Origin of the sequence: Paenibacillus sp. GbtcB18 (genome assembly GCF_019091125.1) — a bacterium.
Classification (GTDB): Bacteria; Bacillota; Bacilli; order Paenibacillales; family NBRC-103111; genus Paenibacillus_F; species Paenibacillus_F chitinolyticus.
Genome location: NZ_JAGXJX010000008.1, coordinates 321,144 through 335,434 on the forward strand (window position 1 = coordinate 321,144; position 14,291 = coordinate 335,434).

Annotated in this window: 12 protein-coding genes; 9 read left to right on the top strand and 3 right to left on the bottom strand. The window is 55.5% G+C overall.

The genetic code is table 11. The features are described 5' to 3' along the window. Positions 1-35: 35 nt before the first annotated feature. Positions 36-896, top strand: coding sequence for an inositol monophosphatase family protein (locus KVT34_RS22830; protein ID WP_217561395.1), 861 nt, complete (start codon positions 36-38; stop codon positions 894-896). Positions 897-1,060: 164 nt separating this feature from the next. Beyond that, complete coding sequence (locus tag KVT34_RS22835) at positions 1,061-1,684, top strand: hypothetical protein (protein WP_254635063.1); 624 nt, start codon at positions 1,061-1,063, stop codon at positions 1,682-1,684. On the opposite strand, the gene KVT34_RS22840 is transcribed toward KVT34_RS22835, so the two are convergent. Both KVT34_RS22840 and KVT34_RS22845 read right to left on the bottom strand, forming a co-directional pair. Continuing rightward, entirely contained in the window at positions 1,659-2,000 is a 342-nt protein-coding gene (locus KVT34_RS22840; protein ID WP_217561397.1) for a hypothetical protein, read from the bottom strand. The two genes, KVT34_RS22835 and KVT34_RS22840, sit on opposite strands and share 26 nt — an antisense overlap. A 179-nt stretch (positions 2,001-2,179) precedes the next feature. Further along, complete coding sequence (locus KVT34_RS22845) at positions 2,180-3,073, bottom strand: AraC family transcriptional regulator (protein ID WP_217561399.1); 894 nt, start codon at positions 3,071-3,073, stop codon at positions 2,180-2,182. Between the two features lie 170 nt (positions 3,074-3,243). Here KVT34_RS22845 and KVT34_RS22850 point away from each other — a divergent pair, with 170 nt between their 5' ends. The 7 genes from KVT34_RS22850 (at position 3,244) to KVT34_RS22880 (ending at position 12,597) form a co-directional block, all read left to right on the top strand. Then, positions 3,244-4,002 (top strand): sugar phosphate isomerase/epimerase family protein, encoded by a 759-nt coding sequence (locus KVT34_RS22850; RefSeq protein WP_217561401.1) that lies wholly within the window; start codon positions 3,244-3,246, stop codon positions 4,000-4,002. Positions 4,003-4,274: 272 nt separating this feature from the next. Further along, positions 4,275-5,294 carry a biotin synthase BioB gene (gene bioB / locus KVT34_RS22855; protein WP_217561403.1) on the top strand — a complete coding sequence of 340 codons (1,020 nt, stop codon included), beginning with the start codon at positions 4,275-4,277 and terminating at the stop codon, positions 5,292-5,294. A 201-nt stretch (positions 5,295-5,495) separates the two neighbouring features. Then, complete coding sequence (locus tag KVT34_RS22860; RefSeq protein WP_217561405.1) at positions 5,496-6,464, top strand: ABC transporter permease; 969 nt, start codon at positions 5,496-5,498, stop codon at positions 6,462-6,464. 25 nt (positions 6,465-6,489) lie between these two features. Continuing rightward, positions 6,490-7,386, top strand: coding sequence for a carbohydrate ABC transporter permease (locus tag KVT34_RS22865; protein WP_217561407.1), 897 nt, complete (start codon positions 6,490-6,492; stop codon positions 7,384-7,386). 90 nt (positions 7,387-7,476) lie between these two features. Further along, complete coding sequence (locus KVT34_RS22870; protein ID WP_217561409.1) at positions 7,477-9,117, top strand: extracellular solute-binding protein; 1,641 nt, start codon at positions 7,477-7,479, stop codon at positions 9,115-9,117. Positions 9,118-9,210: 93 nt separating this feature from the next. After that, positions 9,211-10,782 (top strand): response regulator, encoded by a 1,572-nt coding sequence (locus KVT34_RS22875; RefSeq protein ID WP_217561411.1) that lies wholly within the window; start codon positions 9,211-9,213, stop codon positions 10,780-10,782. Positions 10,783-10,830: 48 nt separating this feature from the next. Further along, complete coding sequence (locus tag KVT34_RS22880; protein ID WP_217561413.1) at positions 10,831-12,597, top strand: cache domain-containing sensor histidine kinase; 1,767 nt, start codon at positions 10,831-10,833, stop codon at positions 12,595-12,597. Positions 12,598-12,950: 353 nt separating this feature from the next. Here the strand turns inward: KVT34_RS22880 and KVT34_RS22885 are convergent, their stop codons facing one another. Next, positions 12,951-14,261: a glutamate-1-semialdehyde 2,1-aminomutase gene (locus tag KVT34_RS22885; RefSeq protein WP_217561415.1), complete on the bottom strand. Its 1,311-nt coding sequence runs from the start codon at positions 14,259-14,261 to the stop codon at positions 12,951-12,953. Positions 14,262-14,291: the final 30 nt, after the last annotated feature.

Genomic DNA, 14,291 nt, shown 5'->3' on the forward strand with positions numbered 1-14,291 from the left:
CTATACTAGATTGCGAGAGAAAAGAGTGATATCCAATGACGACTGTAAATCAGGAACCTTACCGTGTCGGCGGCAAAAGCTTTACGGCCGTCGCTATCAATACCGCCGCGAAGGCAGGCGAATGGATTAAGAGCCGGGTGGGTGAAATCCGCCGGGTGGATGTGAAGTATTCCTCCCACGATCTGGTGACGGAAGTGGACAAGGGATCGGAGAAAATGATCCGCAATCTGATTCTGACGCATTTTCCCCATCATGCGTTTCTTGGCGAGGAAGGTGTGGAGCCGGGTCCCGAGGCGTCGGCAGCCGCCCTGGAGAACGTGAGCGATGCCGAATACTTATGGATCGTCGATCCAATCGACGGTACGACGAATTTTATACATGGATTTCCGTTCTTCAGCGTGTCCATTGCGCTTGCTTACAAAGGCGAAGTAATTGTGGGCGTGGTCTACGATCCCATGCGCGACGAGCTGTTCGTGGCGGAAAAAGGCAAGGGCGCTTACCTGAAAGCCGCCAAGCTTGGCGTATCGGGTGAGTCGGCGCTGTCCGAAAGTCTGGTCGGAACGGGTTTCCCCGCCGACCGCGAAGGAGCTCTTCCGATCAACCTGGCCGGTATCAACGCTCTCATGCCGAAGGTGCGCAATCTCCGCAATGCGGGTTCGGCGGCGCTGCATCTGGCTTACGTGGCGGCGGGCCGTCTGTCGGGCTTTTACGAAATCGGGCTGAATGCCTGGGATATAGCGGCGGGCGCGCTGCTCGTCCAGGAGTCGGGCGGCCGTGTCACCGATACGGCGGGACAGCCTTATACGCTTGGCGTACGCCATGTGATGGCGACAAACGGTCTCATTCACGAGGAGCTGCAAAACGAGCTTCAGCAGGCCGGCGCTACCGGGTTATAGGCTTTTCGGACTTGTTGGCGCGAGGCGCCGCCGTAACCCGCTTAGGTACCTGGACGCAAGGAAATGCGAAGGTTTAGGTCAAAGGCCCCGAAGGATACTTCGGGGTTTGTTTTTTTTGCGCGGAGGAAGTAACATGGACAAAGAGAGAAACGGAGGGGGAGCGGATGAATAGAAAAAAGTGGCTGATCGGGCTCATTTTGTTGTGTCTGGTTGCCGGAATATATGCGGTGATCCGTTTTAACATAGATCCGACGCTGGCGCCCGAGGACGTTAAACTCCGTGCCCGGATTGTGCCTGCGGCGGAGAAGCCTGCGGAGGTGCCGTCCCAGGCATCCGCTGCGTACGCCACGGTGGTCGAGGTAGAGCTGGAGAGCACCGGTGGTAAAGCGCTGAAACAGGAAGGATACAGCTACAAGGTGTATCCTTACGTTCAGAACGGCACCGTGGCCGCCTGGGAGCCCGCGCCTGACGCGCTCGGCAAAGGCCAGAAGCCGGAGAGCTACACCTTCGGTCCCGATGCCGTAACGATGCCGCGTGCGCTGGAGATGATCGAGCGGCTTACGGGCGCTTCTACGAACGAAGAAGAAGCGAAGAAGGCGGGCATGTCCGGCGGGTTCGTCTACAGCGGCGAGACTTTCCCGGCGAAAGTGCGCTATTACGCGAAGGAAGCGGGAGCAGGTTCAGGCGCGGATGCGAATGACGGGCGCACCTATATCCTTTTCTCGTACCATGAGAAAAAATGGGGCAAAGACGTCAGCTGGGTCAAAGCGGTGAAAGTCGCTCCTTAGCTGTCGGCGGAGCCGTTCGGGGGAAGGCAGGCGGGGCCGCGCCGCTTATGAGCAGAGCGGAATGAACGGCTTGACGGTGCATCTGCCACGAGCAAGCACGGGGGGCGCCCGCCGTATGGGCGCTGCGTCTTGATGCACGGAGCTTCGGATAGCAGCGCCAAAAGATACGGCGGCGCAGCAGGAAAAACAGCCCTTGTCCGGGAGAGGACAAGGGCTGTTTTTGTTTGGCCGCTGCTTTGGCCGGTACCGCGCAGCCGAAGCGGCTATGCCTGGCAGCGCTGACGTCGTAGCAGCGCTGGCGCCGAGGCTGCGTCAACGCCGTAGCTGCGCTGACGCCGAGGCTACGTCAACGCCGTAGCCGCATCAGCGTCTTCGCTGCCGCAAGGCGCAAGGCAGGGCCCGCCCGCTTATGCGGACCCGAACTCGCCTGCGCGGCATAAAGCAGGCCCGCATCGCGCCTCCGCTCGGCCAAATCGCGTGCGCTGCCGTTCCGCCTCAAGTCACGCCGTGTACTTGAGGCTTCTCCAGGTTGCCGAGCTTGCCGTCTCGGTACTCGCGGGGAGAGAGGCCCATTCGCGCCCGGAAGGTGCGGTGGAAATACGAATAGCTGTGGAAGCCGCAAGATTCCGCAGCCTGTTCCAGCGTCATCGCGCCGAAGCGGATGCGTTCGCATGCCATCGAGATCCGGACCTCGATGGCGTAATCCATGACGGACTGGCCGAACGTCTCACGGAACAGGTGACCCGCGCGCGAGGTGCTGAGTCCGACGTGGTCGGCCAGATCCTGGAGCGTGAAGGCCTCCGAGGCATTCTGCTCGATGTACGTTTTCATCCGCTGGACCATGTAAGAGAAGCGCGGCTTCTGGGGAAACGATCCCAGATCCGCGAGATCGCCGATGACTCGGTCCAGCGACAAGCAGAGCACGCGAACCAGATAATCGCCGATTTCCTGAAGGTTATCGTGCAGCCGGCGGCGTTCGCGGAAAATTTCCCGCCAGATGTTCAGCCAGCTGTCGTCCAGGCCGACCCGGATAATGCCGGGCCTCTTGAAGCGCTCCCACCAGGCATCCATCCAGCTCCCGCTGCACATCAGGTAATAATCGCCGCTGTATACGGTATCGGCGTCCGGCGGTAAAGCCTCGTGCTGGCTGCCGATGCGCAGCTCGTAGGCGTCACCGGGACGGTACAGCAGCAGATCGCCCGGCTCTGCGGTTACGTAGCGGCCTTCCTGCCAGACCTGGCAGGTGCCCTCCGTTTGAAGACGCAGCAAATAATATTGGATTCCGTCCCGCTGATTGGAGACGAAAGGCTTGCGGTGCACCGAATAACCGGCGGACAAAATATGGACCTCATCTTTAACGGCTGACGCCGGGTCCTGAATTCCTGTCACGAGGCATCGTTCCTTTTTGATAATTTAGCAAAATAGTTCATGTTCTGCGTGGATCATTCATTCTCATTATAAACGAGGTATGGTATCAATAGAAGGAGAGGTTTTTTGGCGAAGGGAAGCGTTTCCCTTCCGACATCCCACAACCCAGGACAGAGGAAAGGTGATCGTAGATGACAAAGATCGGAATTGGCGTGCAGTTATACACCCTGCGTTCGGAAACGGAGAAGGACTTCAAAGGCTCTTTGAAAAAAGTGGCGGAGCTTGGTTATGAAGGGGTAGAATTTGCCGGTTACGGAGGACTTTCTCCCCGTGAATTGAGTGAACTTCTGAAAGAACTGAACCTGACTTCCGTCGGCAGTCATGTGGGGATTCACCGTCTTCAGGAAAACCTGGACGAGGAAATCGAAATGAACGTGGCCATCGGCAGCAAGTATGTCGCCTGCCCGGGCTGGTTTCCGCCTGAGCGTACGGAGGAAGGCTTCCGTGAAATCGTGGAGATTCTCAAGGAGAGCAGCCGCCGTTTCGCGGAACACGGAATCGCTTTCGGGTATCACAACCATTCGTTCGAGTTTGAAGAAAAAATCGGCGATCAGACGATGTTTGACGCATTTTTCTCCGCGCTTCCCGAGAATGAGCTGTTCGTGGAATTGGATGTGTGCTGGGCTCATAACGCCGGCCTCGATCCGATAGGGGTTATGAAGCAGTATGCGGGCAGAACGCCGCTTCTTCACGTGAAAGACCTGCGCAGGGAAGATGGCAAGCTGCTCACGGTTGAGCTGGGCACGGGCGAAGTCGACCTGAAGCCGGTGCTGGAAGCCGCCGAAGAAATCGGTACGAAGTGGTTTATCGTCGAGCAGGACGAGTGCCAGAATCCGCCGTTTGAAAGCATTGCCGCAAGCCGGGAATGGCTGCGCCAAAACTATCGGTAAACATTTAACCCGCCGGGGTTCCGGCGGTTCTGGAAGAGCATTTCCCCTCGGGGAGATGCTCTTTTATTTGTGAGCATTAAAGGGGAGGGGCAGCTTTTAGGAATCCCGGACCCGGAAATAACTTCCCGCGAGGGCGAAATGCTGGTACAATAAATTTAATTGTAAACTTTAAATTTATTTATATGGTTAACAATTAACAAGGAAGTGGGACTTACAAACCGAAAAACCGGATGATGGTTTACTTTTTTATGGCAAGAAAGGACGTGCTGAGCATGCATAAGGAACAACAAACGGCTGGCCGGACAGAAACCCTGTCCAGATGGGAGCACTACGCGGACAAGGCGCTTCGGGGGGACCGGCTTGAGATGGAAGAGGCGCTGACCGTACTCCGGGCCGACGACGACGAGCTGCTGCCTCTTATGCAGGCGGCTTTCCGTGTACGCAAACATTACTACGGACGCAAAGTTAAGCTCAATCTTATTATTAACGCGAAAAGCGGGCTGTGCCCCGAGGACTGCGGCTACTGCTCTCAATCCATCGTGTCCAAGGCGCCCATTACCAAGTACCCGCTTCTGGAGAAGGATGTCCTGATCGAGGGGGCGCGAAAAGCGCTGGAGATGAAAGTGGGCACCTACTGCATTGTGGCCAGCGGCAGAGGACCGACTAACCGCGAGCTGGATCAGGTGATTGAAGCCGTGCAGACGATTAAAGGGGAAATGCCCCTGAAAATTTGCGCCTGTCTGGGCATCTTATCGGATGAGCAGGCTGTGCGCTTGAAAGAAGCCGGGGTGGATCGCTACAACCACAATCTCAACACGAGCGCTTCCCATTTCGCCAAAATTACGTCCACGCATACATACGATGACCGGGTCCGGACGGTAGATCAGGCGAAGCGGGCGGGAATGTCGCCCTGTTCCGGAATTATTGCGGGAATGGGCGAGTCGGAAGAGGAACTGGCGGAGATGGCTTTCGCGCTGCGGGAGCTGGATGCCGACTCCATTCCCGTCAACTTCCTGAACCCGATTCCCGGCACGCCGCTGGCGGAACAGCGGAGCCTGAATCCGCGACAGTGCCTCAAAATTCTAGCGCTCATGCGGCTGATTTGCCCGTCCAAGGAAATCCGTATCGCCGGCGGCCGGGAAGTGAATCTGAAATCGCTGCAGCCGCTGGGCCTCTATGCGGCCAATTCCATTTTCCTGGGAGATTATCTGACCACGGAAGGCCAGGAAGCCGGTGATGACCACCGGATGCTGGAGGATCTCGGCTTCGAGATTGAACTGTGCGCCTTATAGGCGGCCTTTTATGCGGACCGGCACATCGGAAAAGCAGAAGAAAAAGAGCGGAGGACCTTCTGCTCTTTTTTGCATTTTTATACGAACCAACGCGAATTGCATTGAAAAGTATTAATTTTCGTTGTTCCGTCAAATGGGCGGATAAAGCGAAAGCGGATACAATTAGTCTAACGGCTTAAGGCCGGAAAGGAGGGGAGACCAATGGCACAAGTTGCAGTAGAAACCAGCGTAAGTAAAGAGGCGAAAAGCCCGTCGATATGGAAGCGTTTTTTCAAACAGTGGGATATTCAGCTCATGGTACTTCCAGGAATTGTTTTTCTTCTTATCTTCCATTACATTCCGATGTACGGAGTGTTGACCGCATTTAAAGATTATGATCTTTTCAACGGGTTTTTCGGAAGTCCTTGGGTAGGACTCAAGCATTTCAAAATGTTTTTCGAGTCTCCTGATTTCCCGAGAGTCATGAGGAACACGATCATGATCAGCTTGTTCAAGCTTCTGATCGCATTCCCGGCGCCTATTATCCTGGCCCTCATGCTGAACGAGGTCCGGAACAAACTTTTCAAAAACGTCGTACAAACGGTCACGTACCTGCCTCACTTCTTGTCCTGGGTTGTCGTAGCGGGATTCGTGATGTCCTTCCTGTCCACGGACAACGGAAGTTTGAACATCGCTCTGCAGAAGCTGAGCATGATCGACGAACCGATCAACTTCCTGGCGATTCCGGAATATTTCTGGACGATCCTGATCTCCACGGGGATATGGAAAGATATCGGTTTCGGCTCGATCGTATACTTGGCGGCTATCGCGGGAATCGATCCTGCTTTATACGAATCCGCCTCGATCGACGGAGCATCGCGTTTTAAACAAATCTATCTGATCACACTGCCTTGCATTTTCCCGGTCATCATGATTTTCCTCATTCTGCAGATCGGAAGTATGATGAACGCGGGTGCCAACGGCGGCTACGAAGATATCCTCCTGCTCAGTGCGAATCCGGTTCTCAGGGAATACTCGGATGTCCTCGATACGTTCGTTTACCGGACCGGTATTCAGAACCAGTTGTTCTCATATGCGACGGCAGTCGGATTGTTTAAAGCGGTAATCAGTATTGTTCTGCTGAGCGGTGCCAACCTCCTTGCCCGCAGAACGGGGCAAAGTCTATGGTAGCTGGAGAAAGAAAGGCGGAAACAACATGTTGAGAGCAAACTTGGGGGACCGGTTCTTGACGGTCGTCATCTATACACTGCTGATATTTCTGGCCTTCATTACGCTGTATCCGTTCTGGAACTCGGTCGTCATTTCGTTCAACAGCGGCAAAGACACGATGATGGGCGGAATCACCTTCTGGCCTCGTGAGTTTACATTGGAAAACTACAACGTCGTTTTCGAAGACAAGCGGATCATTCAAGGCTTTCTGATCACGATCAGCCGTACCGTTATAGGAACCGTTGTAGGCATTCTAGCGACTTCTCTCTTTGCCTACGGGTTGTCCAGACGAGGGCTTATCTTCCGCAAGTATTATATGGTGTTGGCCGTGGTCACGATGTATTTCACCGGCGGTCTGATCCCGAACTTCCTGTTAATCCGCGGACTTGGCCTGATGGATACGTTTTGGGTCATGATCCTGCCGGTTATGATCAACGTCTGGAACATGATTATCTTCATGACGTTCTTCCGGAGTATTCCGGCAGGGCTTGAAGAAGCGGCTAAACTGGACGGCTGCGGAACCTGGTCGGTATTTTTCCGGATCGTGCTTCCTTTGTCCGGCCCCGTTATCGCCACGCTGGGACTGTTCACGGCGGTTCAGCACTGGAACGAGTGGTTCCTGCCCAGCATCTATCTGAACAACACCGATTTGTACCCGGTGCAAACGCTGCTGAGACAAATTTTGAACTCCAATATTATGTCGGAACAGCTTTCCAATCTGGACTCTGCGGCATTGACCCAACTGTCCAAGATGCAGTCGATTACGACCAAATCGTTGTCGATGGCCACAATGGTCGTTTCCACTCTGCCAGTCATGCTCATCTATCCGTTTGTTCAGAAATACTTTTCGAAAGGCGTTATGATCGGCTCCCTCAAGGAGTAGATCTTCGCTTTTCAAACGGAATGTAAGCGTAACCACATGCAACACGATTGACCACATAGATTATAATATCGATTAAGGGGAGTGTCACAAATGGCAAAATGGAAAAAAGGGGTCTCGCTCACGCTCATTACCGTTCTGTCTTCCATCGCGGTGCTTAGCGGCTGCAGCAGCGACGGCAAACCGGCTGCTTCAGATCCCGGCAAACAAGGTACCGCTCAAACGACCGGAGTCAAGTTCGGCGAGCAGCAGCTGGATATCAGCTTCTACGGCAACTACGACTGGTTCACTATGCCGGTCTGGGGCCAGGATCTTGCTACAAAATGGGTGAAAGAAAACAAGAAAGTCAACGTAACGGGCGTACCTAACGGCGGGAACTCCGAGCAGAAGTTCAACACGCTGATGGCTTCCAAAGAGCTGCCGGATGTCATCTGGCTGGAGCGCGGAGCCCAGGTAGAGAAACTGCGTGCGGCAGGCATGCTGGTTTCTTTCGACGAATACCTCGACAAATATCCTAACCTCAAGAAGTGGGCGGGAGAAGCGACCCTTAATATGCTGCGCTCCAGCGACGGCAAGCTCTATCAGTTCCCGAACTGGTATACGCAGCGTCCTGCAGGCAACGCGGGTTATATGATCAACCTGAAAATTTACAAAGAGCTGGGCGAACCGAAGCTCGAAACCTACGATGATCTGTATGCTTATCTGAAACAAGTAAAAGCCAAGTATCCGGACGTGACTCCGTTCGATTCCGGCGTGCAGGCTCAAAACGTTGAAATCATGTACCCGGGCTTCGCCAACGATCATCCGGTCACGAACATCTCCATGCGTGCCGTTCCGGAAGGCAACGAACTGAAATCGATCTTCGCGGATCCGGTTTACCGGGAGTCTCTGACTTACTCGAGCAAGCTTTTCCGCGAGAAATTGATTACTCAAGACGTATTGACTCAAACGAAAGACCAGATCGACGAGAAAGTTAACAACGGCAAAGTTGCGGTTATGGCCGCTTCCAGCGTGACGGAATTCGGCTCCAAAGGTACGACGGCTCTTCAAACGAAGGATCCGAGCCACCCGGGCTACCAAATGATCTGGCCGATTCATAAAGAAGGCGTGGACAAAAACAAAGTATTCCCTGGCCACTACGCAACACTTGGCTGGAACGTAAACGTTATTACGAAGAGCGCCAAAAATCCGGAAGCGATCTTCGCCTTCCTCGATTGGATGACCGGAGAAGAAGGACAGCGCGTTATGTTCTGGGGTCCTGAAGGCGAATACTGGCAGGGCGTAGACGAGAAAGGCACACCTAAATTCACGGATAAATACTACAGTGACGCAACCGGACGCGCCAAGCTGATGGATTCTCTCGTCAACCTGCAGTGGGTCGGCAATACGACTTACATCGATACGGCGAAGACGGATATCGAGCTGAAGCTTCCTGCTGAAAAACAAAGCTGGGAAACGCGCAATCAGACGCAAGTGGCATGGAAAACCGTATTTAACCGTACGGAGTTCGTAAACCTCGATCCGCCTTCCAACACGGAAGAAGGTATGGTGCAGCAGCGCATTAAGGATATTTTCACCGAATCCCGCGCCAAAGCTCTCTTCGCGAAAAGCGATGCGGAAGTGACATCCATCCTGGACAAAGCGGAAAAAGACGCTCAGGCTGCCGGATACGCCAAGCTGCTGAAATATCAAACGGAACGCTGGCAGGAAAACAAGAAGAAAATCGGCAAATAAGAAGTTCATTGGAAATTTAATGCCGCCTAGGCGGGCAGAAGAGGTATACTTGGGGTATACCTCTTTTGCTATTCGCCGGGAAAGGAGAACAACATGTACAACGTGCTGCTGGCAGATGATGAAATATTGGACCTGGAGGGCATGCAGACTTTTATCCCCTGGGAGCGTCTCGGCCTTCATGTGGTCGGGGCTGTCAATAACGGCTTCGACGCCGTAAGGGTGATGGAACAGGAGAAGGTCGATATCCTCGTGACGGACGTACGGATGCCGAGCATGACCGGTTTGGAGCTGGCCCGTAAGTCGCTGGAAAGGCATACGGGACTGCGGGTTATTTTCGTGAGCGGGCACCAGGATTTCGGCTATGTTAAGGAAGCGCTTTCTCTAAAAGCGTGCAGCTATGTGCTAAAGCCCATGGATGATAACGAACTGATCCAATCGCTGGAAACGATTATTGGCGATCTTAACCGGGAGCAGAAGCGCCGCAAAACGGAACGGGCCTTCGAGCAGATGAGACCGATTGTGCACAATGAATATGTGTTTCGTTTGCTGGAAGGTACGGCAGGCCGGCAGGAACTCGATGACCTGTTGACCGAGGAAGGCTTGGAACCGATCCGGTATCCCATCCGGGCCGCGGTTCTGGAAACCGACGATCTGTCGTGGAAGCTGAATCCTTATACGGCGAAGGAACGCCAGGATATGCTCAACGATTTCGGCGGACAAATTATGGATTTGTGCCGGCCGCGCGGAATCACGCATATGTGCCGGATCTCGAAGCAGCGCCTGGGCCTGCTGGTTACGGCCGATGAGAAAGGGACCAAAGAGCTTCAGGAAGTGATCGCTTACGTGAAGGAACATTTTCCTTTTACGATCACGATCGGGCTCGGCAATCCGGCTGACGATCCGTCGGCTCTGCAGGAGTCTTACCGCGAAGCGCTTGCGGCACTTGATGCCAAGATGTTCTACGGCAAAGCGAAAATCATCGAGACCCGTGAAATTCCGAAAGAAGAAATCGCCGACGCCAAGCAGTTGGAGTTCCGGCTTGACGCCTTGTTCAACGCGATGGTCCAGTATGACCTGGTCGGCATTCATGATGAAATCGACCGGCTGTTTAACGTGGCGGTTTGTCTGCGGTCGCGTTTTACGATCCATAACTTCGCCACCTACCTGATCGTCAAGCTGGACGGCTATCTCCAGACGAGAAACGAGCAGTTGTTCACGCTGCTGGGGATGGAGCTGCAAAACCTCGATATTTTGCTGCAATTCGAAACCATTGAGGATATCAGAAGCTGGATGCGGCGCATGCTGTTCGAAATTTCCGAGAAACTGAACATGGGGAATCAAAGCAAAAACCGTAAGCTGATCCGCGATATGATGGAATACATCAAGGAACGGCTCCATGAGAACGTGACGCTGCGCGATGTGGCGGACCGCTTTTCTTTCTCTCCCAACTACCTCGGCCATGTGTTCAAAGAAGAAACCGGCCAAAATTTCAGCGATTACGTGATTGCTCTGCGTATGGAGAAGGCCAAGGAGCTTCTGGGAGATCCCACGCTTAAAATTTATGAAGTGGCGGACCGGATCGGTTACCGGTATCTTCCCTATTTTAGCCGGCAGTTTAAGGAGACGTTCGGTATGACCCCCATGCAGTTCAGAAGAAACCATTAAGCCCGCGTTGGGGACGAATCCCCGGATGCAGGAAAGGAGCCGGAACGGATGAAACCGGAAGAGCGCCGGCGGTTCGTTCCGTTCGGCTACAAGCTGATGCTCTCGTACGCGCTCTGCATTCTCGTGCCGGTGATCATTGTAGGCTCTTTTGCGGTGTCTACGCTGGTCAAATCCGTGCGTGAACAGGCCGAGAGCAGCGTGCAGGGCACGATGAGGCAGATCAGGGACAATATCCAGTACAAAATCGAGGATATGAGACGGCTGACGGATATGCTCTACGGGGATACGACGTTGGCCAAGCATTTGAAACATTACGACGAAGGCTGGGTCAGCTACGAAGCGACGACCGGCTACCTGCTTCCCAAAATGATGCAGACCATTCAATCGAGCAGCCTCCGGCTGTGGCTTTCGGTTTATCTGCACAACGAGACCCTGCGGGAAGTGTACTATAACCACGACAATATCGACCCCCTAATGACGGTGGGAAAGCTTTACGAGCTCTACCATATGAAACGGATCGAGGATGCGGACTGGTACAAGAGCTTCCCGCCCGAGCGCTACGGCACGACGATGCAGTGGCGGCAGATTGAGGACGATGCCAAGTTCAGCCGGCTTTCTTTGCTGCGCCGCATTGTAGACACGACGAACGGGATAGAGCTGAGAGAGATCGGCTTTATACGGGTGAGCGCCCATCTGCAGGATCTTTTTGAAAGCGTGGATTACACGAAAGTCGGGGAAGGCGGCGCCATTTACATCGTCGGTCCCCAGGGCGACATCCTTTATTCGTCGGCGGCCGACCCAAACATGACGGGCAAGACATGGAATGAATCGTGGGCCCGGAATCATCTCGTGCTGCGCCAGCCCCTCGAAGGTCTGGACTGGAGCGTGGTTTCGCTCGTTCCGACGGCGATCATGGAAAAGGACGCGGACAAAGTGCGGATGCTGACGGCGATCGTGTGCCTGATTTCCGTGCTGGTTATTTTTTTCGTAGGCTGGATGTTTTCGAGGTTTTTCTCCAAAAGGGTGACCAAAATCGTCTCCGTCCTGCATGCGTTCAGGGAAGGGGAATTCCGCAAGCGGATGGCATACGAAGGGCGGGACGAATTCGCCCAGATCGCGGCCGCGCTGAACGATATGGGACAGCACACGGAGGGACTCATCCGGGAAGTCTATCTCACGAACCTTCAGAAAAAAGAGGCGGAGCTGGAATCGCTGCAGGCGCAGATCAACCCGCACTTTCTGTACAACACCTTGTCGTCGATCAGCCGTCTGGCCCGGTTCGGCGATATCGACAAGCTTCACCGGATGGTGATCGGACTGGCGAAGTTTTACCGGCTGACGCTCAACGACGGACGCACCTTCATCCCGCTGAGCAAGGAGCTGGAGCAGGTCCAGGCTTATGTGGACATTCAGTCGATCAAGTACGGCGACCGGATGGAAGTCCTCTTCGATATCCAGCCGGAAGTGAACCGGTACGATACGGTGAAGCTCATCGTGCAGCCTTTTATCGAGAATGCGCTTCAGCATGCCTGGTGCGGCGATCATATTCACATCCGGATCAGCGGAGAAATCATCGGCGGCGACATTCATCTGAAAATCATCGATGACGGCAACGGCATCCCGCAGGACCGGTTCCGCAAGCTTTTCGATCCGCTGGACGAGGTGGAATCCGGCTACGGCATCCGCAATGTGGATCAGCGGATCAAGCTTCATTTCGGCAAAAAGTACGGCGTCTCGCTGGCCAGCCGGCCCGGAATCGGCACCGCCGTGCTGCTGCGCATACCGACCTACAAGCACAAGAAGAACCGAGAGTGACCTTACTAAAAAAGCTCCCGTCCTGCATAAGCAGAGCGGGAGCTTTTGGTATAGGGGCTGCTTCGCAAGCGAAGAGGACTTTGTGAACGGCAGGGGCTGGCTTCGCACGTCGGTTCACGTGTCCGTTTGCATCAAGGTCGGACAGAGGCCCGGCCTCTCACTGCGATGCGCGCCGAAGCAGGCGTAAGGCGACGCTTACGGCGAGGATGGAGCGGCCGCTTGAGCCGATGTCCGGCTTTTCGTGCACGCGAATACGAAGCTCCGGCTTCCGCCGGCATCACAATGCGACGGACAAGAGACGGGGTCAGGGCTGCGAGGAGACGCCATAAGAGCGCCTCTTCCACCCAGAAGCATCAGCCCAGCAGGCGGAAGGCCTCGTCGGCCGCCTGCAGCGTGCGAGCTACGTCTTCGTCGGTGTGCGCGGTGGTCAGGAACCACGCCTCGTACTTCGACGGCGCGAGATTGATGCCGCGCTCCAGCATGAGCCGGAAGAAGCGGCCGAACCGCTCGCCGTCCGTGTCCTGCGCCTCGTCGTAGTTCGTGACCGGATGGTCGCAGAAGTGCGTCGAGATCGCCCCGGCGATGCGGTTCACGGTCAACGCGACGCCGTGGCGGGAGGCCGACTCGCGGAGTCCGTCCGCCAGCTTCGCGCCGAGCTGCTCGAGGCGCTCGTACGTGCCGGGCTGCCTCAGCACCTCGAGGCAGGCGATGCCGGCGGAGATGGAGGCGGGGTTGCCCGCCATCGTGCCGGCCTGATACGCAGGTCCGAGCGGAGCGACCTGCTCCATCACTTCCTTACGGCCGCCGTAAGCGCCGATCGGTAGCCCGCCGCCGATGATTTTGCCGAGCGCCGTAAGGTCGGGCTCGATCTCCTCGGGCCGGCTGTTCAGGCCCGAGTAGGTTTGCGCCGTTCCGTAGTGGAAACGGAACGCGGTAATCACCTCGTCGTAAATGACGAGGGAGCCGTTTGCGCGCGCGGCGGCGCAGAGCCCTTCGAGGAAGCCCGGCTTCGGCATCACCATGCCGAAGTTGCCGACGATGGGCTCGACCATTACCGCGGCGATGTCGTCGCCCCAGCGCGCCAGGGCTTCTTCCAGTGCCGGAATGTCGTTGAACGGCACGGTGATGACCTCCTGCGCGATGGAAGCGGGCACGCCGGCGCTGTCGGGCGTGCCCAGCGTGGACGGGCCGGAGCCGGCCGCGACGAGCACGAGATCGGAATGGCCGTGGTAACAGCCGGCGAATTTGATGATCTTCGTGCGGCCGGTGTAAGCCCTCGCCACGCGGATGGTCGTCATGACGGCTTCCGTGCCGGAGTTGACGAAGCGGACTTTGTCCAGCGACGGGATGGCTTCTTTCAGCATCCGGGCGAAGGTAATTTCAAGCTCCGTGGGAGTGCCGTACAGCGTACCGCTGCGGGCGGCGCGGATGATCGCTTCGGTAACGTGCGGATGGGCGTGGCCCGTAATAATCGGTCCGTAAGCGGCGAGATAGTCGATGTACCGGTTATCGTCCTCGTCCCAGAAGTAGGCGCCTTCCGCGCGTTTCATAAAGACGGGAGCGCCGCCTCCGACCGCTTTGAACGAACGGGAAGGGCTGTTGACTCCGCCGACAATGTGCTGGAGCGCTTCTTCGTGGAGCTTTTCGGAACGTGTATGATTCATGGATTTGTATCTCCTTTGTTTATGTAGTTA

Bases quoted from the DNA above. Each gene is read 5' to 3' on its own strand.
- KVT34_RS22885 (WP_217561415.1), bottom strand. From the start codon at position 14,261: ATGAATCATACACGTTCCGAAAAGCTCCACGAAGAAGCGCTCCAGCAC.
- KVT34_RS22860 (WP_217561405.1), top strand. From the start codon at position 5,496: ATGGCACAAGTTGCAGTAGAAACCAGCGTAAGTAAAGAGGCGAAAAGC.
- bioB (WP_217561403.1), top strand. From the start codon at position 4,275: ATGCATAAGGAACAACAAACGGCTGGCCGGACAGAAACCCTGTCCAGA.
- KVT34_RS22870 (WP_217561409.1), top strand. From the start codon at position 7,477: ATGGCAAAATGGAAAAAAGGGGTCTCGCTCACGCTCATTACCGTTCTG.
- KVT34_RS22875 (WP_217561411.1), top strand. From the start codon at position 9,211: ATGTACAACGTGCTGCTGGCAGATGATGAAATATTGGACCTGGAGGGC.
- KVT34_RS22880 (WP_217561413.1), top strand. From the start codon at position 10,831: ATGAAACCGGAAGAGCGCCGGCGGTTCGTTCCGTTCGGCTACAAGCTG.
- KVT34_RS22830 (WP_217561395.1), top strand. From the start codon at position 36: ATGACGACTGTAAATCAGGAACCTTACCGTGTCGGCGGCAAAAGCTTT.
- KVT34_RS22835 (WP_254635063.1), top strand. From the start codon at position 1,061: ATGAATAGAAAAAAGTGGCTGATCGGGCTCATTTTGTTGTGTCTGGTT.
- KVT34_RS22850 (WP_217561401.1), top strand. From the start codon at position 3,244: ATGACAAAGATCGGAATTGGCGTGCAGTTATACACCCTGCGTTCGGAA.
- KVT34_RS22865 (WP_217561407.1), top strand. From the start codon at position 6,490: ATGTTGAGAGCAAACTTGGGGGACCGGTTCTTGACGGTCGTCATCTAT.